Raw genomic sequence first — 13,519 nt, forward strand, 5'->3', positions numbered from 1 at the left:
CGCACTGGACCGACCCGGCAGCCATCACACACTCGCGGTACGGCACGATGATCGGGTGCCCGAAACCGGTCCCGAAAGCTCCGAAACCGGCCCCGAAACTGGCCCCGAAACGGGCACTGCCGTAGCCGATCCCGATCTGCTGATCGACTTCAGAAACGTCTCGCTGCGCCGCGGCGACCACGTCATGGTCGGGCCGCTGGATTGGGCCGTCGAACTCGACGAGCGCTGGGTGATCATCGGCCCCAACGGGGCGGGCAAGACGTCACTGCTGCGCATCGCCGCGGCCGCCGAGCACCCGTCGACCGGCATCGCCTTCGTGCTCGGTGAGCGGCTGGGCCGCGTCGACGTGTCGGAGTTGAAGGCCCGGATCGGGCTCAGCTCTTCGGCTTTGGCGCAGCGGATCCCCACCGACGAGGTGGTGCGCGATTTGGTCATCTCGGCCGGATACGCGGTGCTGGGCCGCTGGCGCGAGCATTACGAGGAAGTCGACCATCAGCGCGCCCTGGACATGCTGGAGAGCCTGGGCGCCGAGCACCTGGCCGACCGCACCTACGGAACGCTGTCCGAGGGAGAGCGCAAGCGGGTGCTGATCGCCCGCGCGCTGATGACCGATCCCGAGCTGCTGCTGCTCGACGAACCCGCCGCCGGCCTGGATCTCGGCGGCCGCGAGGAGTTGGTGTCCCGGCTGACCGACCTGGCTGCCGACCCCGACGCGCCCGCCCTGGTGTTGGTCACTCACCACGTCGAAGAGGTTCCGCCGGGCTTCAGCCACTGCATGCTGCTGTCGGAGGGACGGGTGGTGGCGGCGGGGCTGCTGGCAGATGTGCTGACCGCCGAGAACCTCTCGACCGCTTTCGGTCAGTCGATCGCCCTGGACGTCATCGATGGGAGGTACTTCGCGCGGCGTGTCCGCGCCCGCGCGGCCCATCGGAGGAGGCTGGAATGACCACCACCCCCGAGCCGCTGCCGACCCGGCCGGCGGCCACCGTGATGCTGATCCGCGACGTGCCCGGCGGCGTGAAGACCTTCCTGATGCGACGGCACGCCAAGATGGAGTTCGCCCCCGGCACGATGGTGTTCCCCGGCGGCGGGGTCGACGACCGCGACCGCACCGCCGATATCGCGTGGGCCGGCCCGGCGCCGCAGTGGTGGGCGCAGCGGTTCGGCATCGACACCGAGCTGGCCGCGGCGCTGGTGTGCGCGGCGGCCCGGGAGACCTTCGAGGAGTCCGGGGTGCTGTTCGCCGGGCCGGCCGATGACCCGGACGGGATCGTGCGCGACGCCTCGGTCTACGCCGATGCCCGCCGCGCTCTGGACGACCGAACGTTGTCGTTCGCCGACTTTCTGCGGACCGAAAACCTGGTGCTGCGCTCCGACCTGCTGCGGCCGTGGGCCAACTGGGTCACCCCGGAAGCCGAGCGGACCCGCCGCTACGACACCTATTTCTTCGTCGGCGCGCTACCGGAGGGCCAGCGGGCCGACGGGGAGAACACCGAATCCGACAGTGCCGGCTGGTCGACGCCGCAAGCCGCGATCGACGACTTCGAGGCTGGACGCTGCTTCTTGCTGCCGCCGACCTGGACCCAGCTGGACTCACTCGCCGGGCACACCGTCGCCGAAGTGCTGGCCGTCGAGCGCCAAATCGTCACGGTGCAACCGCATTTGGAGATCCAGGGGGACAACTGGATCTTCGAGTTCTTCGACTCCGACCGCTACCACCAGGCCCGGGAAAAGGGCGGCATGGGGTGGCGGCATTGAGCGAGTTCGTCCACGTCGTAGTCAGCGACGGCTCGCAGGACGCCGGCCTGGCCGTCCTGCTGGTGTCGCGGCCGCCGACCAACACGATGACCCGGCAGGTCTATCGGGAGATCGCCGCGGCGGCAGCCGAGGTCGCCGAGCGCGACGACGTCGCCGCGGTGATCTTGTTCGGCGGGCACGAGATCTTTTCCGCCGGTGATGACATGCCGGAGGTGGCGACGCTGAGCGCCGCCGAGGCGGACAGCGCGGCCCGCGTGCGTGCCGACGCCGTCGAGGCCGTCGCGGCGATCCCGAAGCCGACCGTTGCGGCGGTCACCGGCTACGCGTTGGGCGCGGGTCTGACGTTGGCGCTGGCCGCCGATTGGCGGATCAGCGGCGACAACGTGAAGGTCGGGGCGACCGAGATCCTGAACGGATTCGTCCCGGGCGGATTGGCCCGGTTGACCCGCGTCGCCGGCGAGAGCAAGGCCAAGGACCTGGTGTTCAGCGGGCGCTTCGTGGACGCCGAGGAGGCCCTGCAGCTGGGCCTGATCGACGAGATGGTGGCCCCCGACGACGTGTACGACGCCGCGGCGAACTGGGCGCGGCGATTTCTCGACGGCCCCCGCGATGCCCTGGCCGCTGCCAAGGCCGGCATCAACGCCGTTTTCGATTAGCCGGCGGGGCGGGTGGACCTAGATCGCCGGTCGCGTTTTGGCACGCGCTTCCGGCTACACAGCGGCAGCTAGGCGACTGCCGTGTGAAAATCCCGTTACATGGCGACAACCGTGCTGACAGCCCGGCGTTCATCACTGAAAATCCTCTGAAAAAGGAAAGAGATCGGTATGGACTTCGCATTGTTGCCGCCGGAAATCAACAGCGGTCTGATCTATGCCGGGCCCGGATCGGGGCCGATGTTCTCGAACGCGGCAAGCTGGTCCGCGCTGGCTGCGGAGCTGGAGTCCACGGTGACCGGCTACTCCTCGACGGTTGCGCAGCTGACGGGACAAGCGTGGACAGGGACGTCTTCGGAACTGATGACGGCCGCGGTGACCCCCTACGTGGAATGGCTGCAGGCCAGTGCCGCGGCGGCCGAGCAGACCGCCACCCAGGCCTACGGTGCGGCCGCGGCGTATGAGGCGGCCTACGCGATGACGGTGCCACCGCCGTTGATCGCGGCCAACCGCGCGCGGTTCATGGCGCTGGTCGCCACCAACTTCCTCGGGCAAAACACCCCGGCGATCGCGGCCACCGAAGCCGAATACTCGGAGATGTGGGCCCAAGACGCCACCGCGATGTACGGCTACGCCGGTGATTCGGAGACCGCGAGCACCCTCACCTCGTTTGACGAACCGCCGCAGACCACCAACCAGAATGGGCAGCTCGACCAGGCGCGCAGCGTGACCCAATCCGTCAGCAACGCCGTCAGCCGTCGCGGCGGGGGCCCGATACAGCCCGTCTCGCCCACCACCCCCACGGACGGCACGAGTGGCACCGTCGGTACCACTAATGGCACCGTGAGCGGCACCACCAATGGCGCCGTCGGTACCACCACCAATGGCCCCGTCACGACCACCTACATCACCAACACCGTCAATGTCACGAGCACCAGCCCCTACACCGTCGGAGCCAATCAAATCGTCATCGTCCAAAGCGGCGGCGCCTTCGACGTCCAATCCGGTGGCACATTAACGATTAACTCCGGCGGCACCCTCGAAGTCGCCTCCGGTGGCGCCATCAACGTCGAATCCAACGGCGCCCTCGCCAACGCCGGCACCCTCTCCGTCGACGGCACGCTCACCAACGCCGGCGCCCTCACCAACACCGGCACTCTCACCGTCCAATCCGCCGGCACGCTCACCAACACCGGGACCCTCTATGTCAGCGGCACCCTCGCCAATGGCGGTACCCTCACCAATTCCGGCACCATCACCGTCCAGTCCGGTGGCACCCTCGAAATCCAAGTCACCGGCACCCTGACCGACAGCGGTGCCCTCAACGATTACGGCACCGTCACCCTCGACTCCGGCGGCTCCCTCGAAACCGGCGGTACCGTCAACCTCGACTCAGGCGGTTCCATCACCGTCGAACCCGGCGGCACCCTCACCGACTCGGGCACGCTGATCCAGTCCGGGGGGAACCTGACCGTCAGCCCTAACGGTACTTTTGAGGTCAGCCCCAGCGGCTATGTGTCCCTTGACGGTGGCACGTTCAGCAACGGCGGTACTTTGAACGTCGACTCGGGCGGTTATCTGGCCGTCAGAGAAGGCGGCACCTTGATCGACTCCGGCCACATCACTGTCGAGGCCTACGGCGGCAACATCACCAACGCCGGCACCGTGACCGTCAACCCCAGCGGCGGTATCACCGTGCAGCCCGGCGCCTATATGACCACCGAATCCGGTGCCACCCTCACCAACTACGGCGCCATCACCGTCCAGGACAGCGGCACGTTCAACAGCTACGGCGTCGTCGCCGATTACGGCACCATCAACGTCCAGTCCGGCGGCAACGCGTTCCTCCTCGACCATGGGTCCGTCGTCGTCGAGTCCGGTGGCTCCCTCACCGACCAGGTTGGTGGTGGCATCACCCTTTACGACAACAGCGCCCTCGATGTCCTATCGCATGGCACCCTGACCGATTCCGGCACCTTCACCGACTGGGGAACCGTGACGGTCCACTCCGGCGGCACCCTGACCGAGAACGGCTCCCTCTACGTCAATTACAGCCTCGTCGATTCGGGCACCGTCACCATCAACCCCGGTGGCACCCTCGAAGTCGCCTCGGGCGCCACCCTCAACGTCGACCCGACCGGCACCCTGACCATCTCCACCGGCAGCGGCCTCACGGTCGACTCCGGGGGCAGCGTGCCCGTCGCGTCGGGGGGCATCCTCAGCCTGGGCTCCGGCGAAGTTGTCTCCGTCGGTTCCGGTGGCTCTTATGGGCCTGGCGGCATCATCGGTCAAGTCGTCGTGTCGCAAGCGACCGACCCAGCGTGGCACAACACGTCGTAGCCGAACCGTATGAGTTGCGCCGTTTTCGATTAGCCGTGCCAACAGGCCGTTAGGGTCTTGGCATGTGTGTACCCTGCCGACTCGATTGATCATCGTTCGTCAGCATGCGCATTGAAGTCGAACCCAGGCCACAACACACTGCTGTAGCTGAGCGATCTGGCGTCTTTGTCAGGGATGCGTAATAGCGCTTTTACGTCCCGAAATCGCGACGTCTCTTCGGTCAAGGCAGCGGTACTCGCTTGTGAATACGCACCGCGTCTTCCAAAGACAGCCCTACCCTGCTCACCCTGTCGTCCAGTAGGCCTCTGGTGTCGGCCAGAGACCGTCGCGGCTTAATCGTCATTAAAAGAAAAACTTCTAAGTCGACTATCGCATTTGTATCCATCGCTCACTCCACTACTTCGGCAAGAACTGAAGGCAGGGCTCAGTCCCAGTACATTGATGACGATAGAAACAGACCCCAGATGAATCGCGCGCCGTAACGCTCTCCCTTCCATGGAGATTCGTATTCTTCGTATCCAGGCGTATATTCATCGAACAGGGGCCACTTGCCGCGGAGGGTCAGGGGCGAAAATGCTTCGCGAACTCTGCGCTGTACACGCTCCAGGTGGGCATCTCAATTGGGGAAGCGACGCTCAGTGAATCATGCCGTGTATGCGAGTACCCCGAAGACTCAATCAGTTCCGTCTTCGCCCGCGGTAGCAGTAAAGTCAAATCCGGGCCACAAGGCGCTGCTGTATTTTAGTGACGAAGCATCCGGACCGACGATGCCCAGCAGCTTCTTCACGTTCTGAAAACGAGAGGCCTCGTCGCCAAGAGCTTCGGCCACTCGCTCATGAATATTCTTCGCCTGCTCGATTGTGAGCTTGTTTTCGGCGAGCTTGGCTTCCAGTAGAAATTCCTTACCAGCCATTGACATTCGCACTTTCATCGTCATAAGCAAGTGGATCTCGAAGTCAATTACCGGCTGCATAGAAATCGCTTTCATTTCCTATTTATTCACCTGCCGATGGGTCAAACTGCTTGTGATTAGCACCCGTGGCGACGGCCCCAGAACTCCATCGCTAAGGAGATGAGTCACGGAAGGCAGTGATTAGCTCCGCCACGATGCCTTGCACGTCGGTCTCTTCTTCAGGGCTCAGCTGGAAGCGTCCTTCAGCAAGCGCCAACGCATAAATAATTTCAAGCTGACCCCACTGTTGGCGCAATGTTTTCGTCCAGGATGGATTCGCGATGTCGCTAAGAGTGCGGATTATCGACTTGAGATCTCGATCTAATTGCTCGAGTTCTGCGAAACCTCCGACGTAATTCTGTAGACATTCTGTCGCCAATTGCCGGAGTAGGGTAACGCGGTCACCTGAACTCGCCTCAGTCGTCATCGCAGATCTCCATAGCTTACTGTGACAATCGACCCACTCGGAGCTTGTACGACACTAATATTGTTGGTGGGATCATAAAACACAGTTGTGCCTCCTCTGCTGGGCGCCGACAAGCCGGTTCGAAGAACGTTGTTGACGACACTCGCAGGAATGCCATCACTTTGCATTTCGTCGAGTGCGTGTCCGCTGAAGGATCTTCCATCAATCACCGCGGGAGCGTTTGTTCCGCGCGGGACATCCATCGGGCTGCCGCGCTTGCCGGTAGGGGCGGACGGTTGTGGTGGACCTTTTCCGCCGATGGGACCGCCGCCGCCCTGGACCGTTCCCGTTTTCGGATCGAACTGCGTCGGACCCGGCGAGACCGGCTCGAATGGCCCGTGCGCGGGCTGATCGGTGTAGGGGTCCCATTCGTGGTCCAGCTTGAAGCCGGCGCCGAGCGCCCGAGCCACGGCCGGCGCTTGCGATTCGGCGAAACTGACAGCACTCAGAGGTGCGCTGGCGGTGGTGATTTTGGCGGCGATCGCTTGGTCGTGGGCGACGAGCTGTGCGGCGCGTTGTCGGAGGTCGGCGGCGTACACCTGCGCTTGCGCCTGAGCGGCCACACTGGCTCGTGGTGGCGTTACCGAAAGATCTTCGCCCACAACGTATCCGGCACTGCTGGCTTCCTCGACCGCATCGAGAACGCTGCGCTTGGCGGAATCGAGGCTCTCGGCTCCTCGGCGCGCTATCTCAGCGGATTCGTGCAGGACATCGGCCAGTCCTCGTACCTTGACCAGATCGGCGAATGCTCTCTCCTGTGCGGCCTCGGCGGCGACGCCCTGCCACACCGTCCCGCCCGGCGACACGGTAACCCGATGAATCGAACTGAATGAGGACTCCCAATGCTCGGCGGTGGCTTTCCAGTCCGTCGCCGCACTTTCCAGGTGGGCGACATCCCAGGCCTGGATCTCCGAGAGGGACGGAACCCCCACGCCGCCGGCCCCCGCCACCGGTCACACCCGGGGTATCGAGGCGGCGATTGCGGCGGCCTGTTGCGCACCATCGGTGTCCGTCATGGCAAACTCGGCGCCCGCCATGGCCGATTTGACCGCGCTTGTTTGCGCTCGTTGGGCTAATACCGCGATCACGCCACCAACGGCCGCATGGGTAGCGCCGACGGCACCCGATGTCGCCTGGATCGGTAGCCCAACTTTGGGCAGCCCAGTCGCGGCCACCAGCTCCGCCGACACCGTCTCGCAGTGTGCCGCCAATACCTGCAGCCCCTCAGCACTGACCCGAAGAACGTCAGCCACGGTGCTGAGTTTAGGCCGCTGCCGCCGATTGGCACTTCACCTCGTGCCGCGCCAATCCGCCAGGCAGTTAGGCTGCCCTGCATGACCGAAGTAACTCCGGCTGCGCAGGTGACGGCCGACCAGGTCGAAGCCGCGCGGCGCGACACCAAGCTGGCCCAGGTGCTCTATCACGACTGGGAGGCCGAGACCTACGACGACAAATGGTCGATCTCCTACGACCAGCGCTGCGTGGACTATGCCCGCGGACGCTTCGACGCGGCGGTGCCCGATGAGGTTCAGCGTGAACTTCCCTACGATAACGCCCTCGAATTGGGTTGCGGCACCGGATTTTTCCTGCTCAACCTGATCCAGGCCGGCGTCGCACGGCGCGGGTCGGTCACCGATTTGTCTCCGGGCATGGTCAAGGTCGCCACCCGCAACGGGCAATCGCTGGGCCTGGACATCGACGGCCGGGTCGCCGACGCGGAGGGCATCCCGTACGAGGACAACACCTTCGATCTGGTGGTCGGGCACGCCGTGCTGCACCACATCCCCGACGTCGAGCTGTCGCTGCGTGAGGTGATCCGGGTGCTCAAGCCCGGCGGACGGTTCGTCTTCGCGGGCGAGCCGACCAAAGTCGGCGAGGTTTACGCCCGGTCGTTGTCGACGCTGACCTGGCGGGTGGCCACCAACGTCACCAAATTGCCCGGCCTGGGCGGCTGGCGGCGCCCACAGGTCGAGCTCGACGAGTCCTCGCGCGTCGCGGCGCTGGAAGCCATCGTCGATCTGCACACCTTCGCTCCGGAAGATCTCGAGCGGATGGCGACCAACGCCGGCGCGGTAGAAGTCGGCACCGCCAGCGAGGAGTTCACCGCCGCGATGTTCGGCTGGCCGGTGCGCACTTTCGAGGCATCGGTGCCGCCGGGACGCCTGGGCTGGGGCTGGGCGAAATTCGCCTTCAACGGCTGGAAGACGCTGAGCTGGGTCGACGCCAATTTCTGGCGGCACCTGGCACCGAAGGGCTGGTTCTACAACGTGATGGTCACCGGGGTCAAACCCTCCTGAGTGCTGGCCTGCGCTTCACCACCCGCGACGTCGATTACCTGCGCTCGGATTCGGGTGTCGCGGCGCTGGCGGTGGTCGCCGAATTAGCGCTGACCGACGCCACCCGGATCGCCGATATCGCCGCCGCGCGGGCCCGCTTCGGTGACCGGACACCCGTGCTGGTGGAGACCACGTTGCTGCGCCGCCGCGCCCCCGAAAAGCTGGGGAAGTTGGGTGACGTGTCGACTTGGCTCTTCACCGACGAGGCGTTGCAGCAGGCGACCGCGGCGCCGGTGGCCCAGCACCGGGCCAGGCGATTGAGCGTCTCCGGGGCAGTCGTCCACGATGCGACCTGCTCGATCGGCACCGAACTGGCCCCGCTGCGCGACGCGGGCGTCGCCGCGGTAGGTAGCGATATCGACCCGGTGCGGCTGGCGATGGCGGCCCACAATCTGGGGTCCGGCACGATTCTCTGCCGCGCCGACGCGCTGCACCCGGTGACCCGCGACGCGATCGTCGTCGTCGACCCGGCACGCCGCAGCGGCGGGCAACGCCGGTTCAACCCGGCCGATTACCAACCGGGACTGGGCGAGTTGATTGACTGCTACCGGGGCCGCGATCTCGTCGTAAAGTGCGCTCCCGGAATAGATTTCGAGTCATTAGGACGGCTCGGCTTCGACGGCGAGATCGAGGTGACGTCGTATCGCGGCTCGGTGCGGGAAGCGTGCCTGTGGTCGGGCGGGCTTGTCGAGCCGGGTGTCCGCCGGCGCGCGACGGTCCTGGACCGCGGCGAACAGCTCACCGACGCCGAGCCCGACGAGTGCGCAGTGCGCGCAGCCGGGCGCTGGATCGTCGACCCGGACGGCGCCGTGGTGCGGGCCGGGCTGGTACGCCACTATGGCGCACGGCATGGCCTGTGGCAACTCGACCCGGACATCGCCTACCTGTCCGGCGACAGCCTGCCGCCGGGCGTGCGCGGCTTCGAGGTGCTCGAGCAGCTGGACTTCGACGAGCGCCGGCTGCGGCAGGTGCTCTCGGCGCGCGGCTGCGGTGTGCTGGAGATCCTGGTGCGTGGTGTGCAGGTCGACCCCGACGCGTTGCGGCGACGGCTGCGCCCGCGCGGCAGCCAATCTCTGTCGGTGGTCATCACCCGCCTGGGTTCCGGGTCCGCCGCCCGGGCGACGGCGTATGTCTGCCGCCCGTCGTATTAGCGCCCTGTACGCTGTCGGCGGTCACTTTCCGGGGGACCTTTTCGTCGACGGGGACAATCGAGTTATGCGCTATCTGATCGCGGCCGCGGTGCTGGTCGGCACTGTTCTGCTGGGCTCACCCGCAGCCGCCGACCCGCCGTCGTGTGCCAGCGTGGGCGGCACCGTCGGGGACGGACAGCTGTGTCACATCCGCGCGAACGGGCCGAACTACACGCTGAACATGACGTTTCCGGCCGACTACCCCGACCCGCAGCCGTTGATCGACTACATCACGCAGAACCGGGACGGATTCCTCTCCGTCGCGCAGACGTCCGGGCCTCGCGACCAGCCGTACCAGCTGGAGGCGACCGCGGAGCAGCACTTCGCTGGTCAGCCACCGCACAACACCCGCAGTGTGGTGCTCAAATTTTTCCAGGACGTCGGCGGATCGCACACGTCCACGTGGTACAAGACGTTCAACTACAACCTCGGGACCAAGCAGCCGATCACCTTTGACAACCTGTTCGCCCCCAACACGCCGGCGCTCGAGGCGATCTTCCCGCTGATCCAGCGCGACCTGCAACGGCAGAACGCGTTGGGTGCAGCCATCTTGCCGTCGTCGGGCCGCGACCCGTCGCACTATCAGAACTTCGCGATCACCGACGATCAGCTGATCTTCTACTTCGCACCCGGGGAGATGCTGCCCGCATTCGCCGGCCCGTGCCAGGCCCAGGTGCCGCGCAACGCGATCCCGCCGCTGGCCATCTGACGGGTTCAGGCCGGGACGAAGCCGTATACCTGACCGTCGCTGGTGGCTGCCACGACCCGCCGATCGTTGCCGATCGCGAGGCCGACGGGATAGCCGGTGGCCGCGGGGAGCGGATAGCTGTTGATGGTATGGCCGTTGCCCGGATCGAACACCAGCAGCGACATGCCGGGAGCATCATCGTGCGGCGGCCCGCTCACCACCGCGTAGCCGACGCTCGGACCGGCCAGGCCCGCGGCCGACAACGGCGTGACGTCATCGCGCCGCCACACCTGATCGCCGTGATCGCCGGCGTCCTTGAAGGCCGTCAGCTTGGTGTCGGGTCCACCGCCGGAGACGATCAGGCCCTGCGGGGTGATCGCAGGCGGCGTCTGCGCCAGGAAGCCCAGCGGCGCCGACCACTTCGGCTTCCCGTCGGCGGAGTTGAGCGCCCACAACCGTTGGTCGCGGCCGTTGACGTAGACGGTTGATCCGTTGGCGGACAGCACCGGGCTGCCGATCACCCCGGCGGCAACGGCGTCGCTGGTCCACTCGCGGGTCATCAGGGGCGTCTGCCCTCGGTGGTATTTAAGCCCGACCAGTCCCGCCGCCGGGGCGGCCGGCTGCCACACACCGAGTACCGCCATGCCGCTGGTTGCCGAGAAGGCGGGGGCCGCCGCGACCGGGCAGCCCTGCCGCGCCGGGGCGCAATCGGCCAGCCCGCGCGTCGCGTCCGTCGGGTCGATCCCCTCGACCAGGTCCAGCGGACTGCCGACCACCATGCCGCGGTGTGCGTCGAAAACCAGCACCTGTCCCAGGTGTGTGCTGACCAGAAGTTGGCCGTCGGCGAGAAACCTTGGGGTGGAAGGCATTCCGATCACTGGCTGGCGCCAGCGCGTCCACTGCGTCACCGGGAACGACAGAAAAGCGCCCGGCTGGCCGACGTAGAGGTTGTCGAAACCGTCGAACAGGGGACCGCCGACGCCGCCGCCCTGGAACAGCCGCACACACCAGCGTTGCCGGCCGTTGTCGTTGTTCTCCCATTCCATCAGCGAGCATCCGGCCGGGGTCTGCGCATTCAGGGCGAGGTAGTTGCTCGAGCCCAGTGCGGGTCCGGCTCCGAGGCTGCCCTTGACCGACCGCGTCCATTGCAGCGACAGCTTGGTGGCGCCGGCGGTTGTCGTGTAGCTGCTGTTGGCCGCGTCGGCGTATTGCGCCGACCAGCCCGGCGCCGCCGCCGCTTCGACCCACGAGTCGGTATTGCCGCAACCGGCGAGCCCCGCCGTGAGCACGGACGCGAGCGCCGCAGCTGACCAATGCCGGAGTTGTCGGGCAAGCACCTCGATTTTCCAAATCCTTTCGGCACGCGGGTCGCTCGGTACAGGTGAGGGTAACCCGTGGCGGTTCGCGCACTGTCGATTGACCGGGTTAGGCTTTCCGGCTGTGACAAGCATGTGGGGAGCCCCGGTACACCGCCGCTGGCGGGGCCATCGGCTGCGAGACCCACGTCAGGCCAAGTTCTTGACGATGGCCTCGCTGAAGTGGGTGCTGCGCAACCGTGCCTACACGCCGTGGTACCTGGTGCGCTATTGGCGGCTGCTGAAATTCAAGCTGGCCAACCCGCACATCATCACCCGCGGCATGGTGTTCATCGGCAAGGGCGTGGAGATCCACGCGACACCCGAGTTGGCGCAGTTGGAGATCGGCCGCTGGGTGCACATCGGCGACAAGAACACGATCCGCGCGCACGAGGGCTCGCTGCGGTTCGGCGACAAGGTCGTGCTGGGCCGCGACAACGTGATCAACTGCTACCTCGACATCGAGCTCGGGGATTCGGTGCTGATGGCCGACTGGTGCTACGTCTGCGATTTCGACCACCGGATGGACGACATCAACCTGCCGATCAAGGATCAGGGCATCATCAAGTCCCCGGTGCGGATCGGCCCGGACACCTGGGTCGGGGTCAAGGTGACCGTTTTGCGTGGCACCTCGATCGGGCGGGGCTGTGTGCTCGGCTCGCACGCGGTGGTGCGCGGCGTCGTTCCCGACTATTCGATCGCGGTCGGTGCGCCGGCCAAGGTGGTCAAGAACCGGCAGTTGTCCTGGGAGAGCTCCGCCGCGCAGCGGGCCGAATTGGCCACGGCCCTGGCCGATATCGAGCGCAAGAAGGCCGCGCACTGACCTCACCGGGCCAATACGGTCCCGCGCCGACGCGTCCCGGCTGGGACGTGGCACTGTCCGTCGTGCTGATGGTCGTCGCCGTCGTCGGCTGGGGGGCGACCGCAGGCATGGAATTCATGTTCCTGGCCTTCACCGATTACTGTCCGCCCGAACACTGCAGCACCGACCGGGCAGCCACCTCCGTCCTGCTGTCGGTTTCGGTGGTGGCCGCGGCGACGGTGCTCGGGTGTATCGCCACGGTCATCCGGCTGGTGCGCCGACGGTCGGGCTGGCCGTACGCCGTCGCGACGCTGGCCATCTCCGCGCTGGCCGAATTGCTGGGCGTGGTGGGGTACTTCGCCGCGGTCGGTTACTGACCCCTAGGGCGAGGACGGCGCGTCGTCGACGACGAAGTGATAGTCGACCGTGCCGGCGTCAACGCCGGTGACGGAAACATTCACGCCGTAGTTCTGGCCTCCCGTGACAAGGCGGCACCGCAACGTCGCGCCCTGCACGCCCTTGAGGTTGTCGGGACAGGTCACCGATTCGGGCTTGGTCCCGACCTGTTGGGTGATGTTGTCGCTGATCGCTTTCTCGACCTGGGACTTGTCGACGGTCTCCACCATGTCGAATTTGACGTTGCTGCCTTCGACGCTGGTCACGGTGACGTTGACGCCGTAGGAGGCGCCCTTGACCATCATCGAGCAGTTCAGCTGCGCACCGACCTTCGCGGGCAAATCGCCGGGGCAGTCGACCGAATCGGGCTTATTGCCCTGAGCGTCGGTCAACTTCTGGGTGATCTGGCTTGCGACGTCCTTCTTGTCCACCGCGTGCGACGACGACGAACCCACCGAGCACGAGCAGGCGCCGGCGGTGGCCATCAGACCCGCCGCAGCAACAGAAATCAGTAACGTCCGAACGATCGAGTGGGCCATATCGCCTCCCTGGCGCTTTGACTTGACGACTGTGAATCGGCTGA

14 protein-coding genes and 1 pseudogene are annotated in these 13,519 nt (G+C 66.0%); 9 read left to right on the plus strand and 6 right to left on the minus strand.

Translation table 11 applies throughout. The features are described 5' to 3' along the window. Positions 1–55 precede the first annotated feature (55 nt). From AC5Y5O_RS14135 to AC5Y5O_RS14150, 4 genes and pseudogenes are all read left to right on the plus strand, one after another. Positions 56–946 carry an ABC transporter ATP-binding protein gene (locus AC5Y5O_RS14135; RefSeq protein ID WP_423790862.1) on the plus strand — a complete coding sequence of 297 codons (891 nt, stop codon included), beginning with the start codon at positions 56–58 and terminating at the stop codon, positions 944–946. Further along, positions 943–1,758 carry an NUDIX hydrolase gene (locus AC5Y5O_RS14140; RefSeq protein WP_500025607.1) on the plus strand — a complete coding sequence of 272 codons (816 nt, stop codon included), beginning with the start codon at positions 943–945 and terminating at the stop codon, positions 1,756–1,758. Before AC5Y5O_RS14135 ends, AC5Y5O_RS14140 begins: the two co-directional genes overlap by 4 nt. Beyond that, positions 1,755–2,411: pseudogene (locus tag AC5Y5O_RS14145) on the plus strand (enoyl-CoA hydratase); the annotation flags it as partial. The gene AC5Y5O_RS14140 and the pseudogene AC5Y5O_RS14145, both read left to right, overlap by 4 nt. A gap of 171 nt (positions 2,412–2,582) precedes the next feature. After that, the gene (locus AC5Y5O_RS14150; RefSeq protein ID WP_423790863.1) at positions 2,583–4,751 is read left to right on the plus strand and encodes a PPE family protein; all 2,169 of its coding nucleotides are present in this window, start codon (positions 2,583–2,585) and stop codon (positions 4,749–4,751) included. Between the two features lie 673 nt (positions 4,752–5,424). Here the strand turns inward: AC5Y5O_RS14150 and AC5Y5O_RS14155 are convergent. The 4 genes from AC5Y5O_RS14155 to AC5Y5O_RS14170 all read right to left on the minus strand — a co-directional run bounded on the left by AC5Y5O_RS14155 (position 5,425) and on the right by AC5Y5O_RS14170 (position 7,422). Next, the gene (locus tag AC5Y5O_RS14155) at positions 5,425–5,739 is read right to left on the minus strand and encodes a hypothetical protein (protein WP_096285841.1); all 315 of its coding nucleotides are present in this window, start codon (positions 5,737–5,739) and stop codon (positions 5,425–5,427) included. Positions 5,740–5,815: 76 nt separating this feature from the next. Then, the gene (locus AC5Y5O_RS14160; RefSeq protein ID WP_096285843.1) at positions 5,816–6,130 is read right to left on the minus strand and encodes a hypothetical protein; all 315 of its coding nucleotides are present in this window, start codon (positions 6,128–6,130) and stop codon (positions 5,816–5,818) included. Beyond that, the gene (locus AC5Y5O_RS14165) at positions 6,127–7,101 is read right to left on the minus strand and encodes a WXG100 family type VII secretion target (protein ID WP_500025608.1); all 975 of its coding nucleotides are present in this window, start codon (positions 7,099–7,101) and stop codon (positions 6,127–6,129) included. The genes AC5Y5O_RS14160 and AC5Y5O_RS14165 overlap by 4 nt, the downstream gene beginning before the upstream one ends. Positions 7,102–7,122: 21 nt before the next feature. Then, positions 7,123–7,422, minus strand: coding sequence for a hypothetical protein (locus tag AC5Y5O_RS14170; RefSeq protein ID WP_096285847.1), 300 nt, complete (start codon positions 7,420–7,422; stop codon positions 7,123–7,125). An 81-nt stretch (positions 7,423–7,503) separates the two neighbouring features. Here AC5Y5O_RS14170 and AC5Y5O_RS14175 point away from each other — a divergent pair, with 81 nt between their 5' ends. From AC5Y5O_RS14175 to AC5Y5O_RS14185, 3 genes are all read left to right on the plus strand, one after another. Further along, positions 7,504–8,466 (plus strand): class I SAM-dependent methyltransferase, encoded by a 963-nt coding sequence (locus tag AC5Y5O_RS14175; protein WP_096285849.1) that lies wholly within the window; start codon positions 7,504–7,506, stop codon positions 8,464–8,466. Further along, positions 8,424–9,656, plus strand: a complete 1,233-nt coding sequence (locus AC5Y5O_RS14180) for a THUMP-like domain-containing protein (RefSeq protein ID WP_423790887.1) — start codon at positions 8,424–8,426, stop codon at positions 9,654–9,656. The genes AC5Y5O_RS14175 and AC5Y5O_RS14180 overlap by 43 nt, the downstream gene beginning before the upstream one ends. Before the next feature lie 64 nt (positions 9,657–9,720). Beyond that, entirely contained in the window at positions 9,721–10,404 is a 684-nt protein-coding gene (locus AC5Y5O_RS14185; protein ID WP_096285851.1) for an esterase, read from the plus strand. Positions 10,405–10,409: 5 nt separating this feature from the next. Here the strand turns inward: AC5Y5O_RS14185 and AC5Y5O_RS14190 are convergent, their stop codons facing one another. After that, positions 10,410–11,735 carry an outer membrane protein assembly factor BamB family protein gene (locus AC5Y5O_RS14190; protein ID WP_243393948.1) on the minus strand — a complete coding sequence of 442 codons (1,326 nt, stop codon included), beginning with the start codon at positions 11,733–11,735 and terminating at the stop codon, positions 10,410–10,412. Positions 11,736–11,823: 88 nt separating this feature from the next. On the opposite strand from AC5Y5O_RS14190, the gene AC5Y5O_RS14195 reads away from it, so the two are divergent. Continuing rightward, entirely contained in the window at positions 11,824–12,561 is a 738-nt protein-coding gene (locus tag AC5Y5O_RS14195; protein WP_500025609.1) for an acyltransferase, read from the plus strand. A gap of 47 nt (positions 12,562–12,608) precedes the next feature. Further along, on the plus strand, positions 12,609–12,917 hold the full coding sequence (locus AC5Y5O_RS14200) for a hypothetical protein (RefSeq protein WP_243393821.1): 309 nt from the start codon (positions 12,609–12,611) through the stop codon (positions 12,915–12,917). A 3-nt stretch (positions 12,918–12,920) separates the two neighbouring features. Here the strand turns inward: AC5Y5O_RS14200 and AC5Y5O_RS14205 are convergent, their stop codons facing one another. Then, entirely contained in the window at positions 12,921–13,475 is a 555-nt protein-coding gene (locus tag AC5Y5O_RS14205; RefSeq protein ID WP_096285855.1) for an anti-apoptotic protein, read from the minus strand. Positions 13,476–13,519: the final 44 nt, after the last annotated feature.

Source organism: Mycobacterium sp. NGS40 (genome assembly GCF_059812735.1).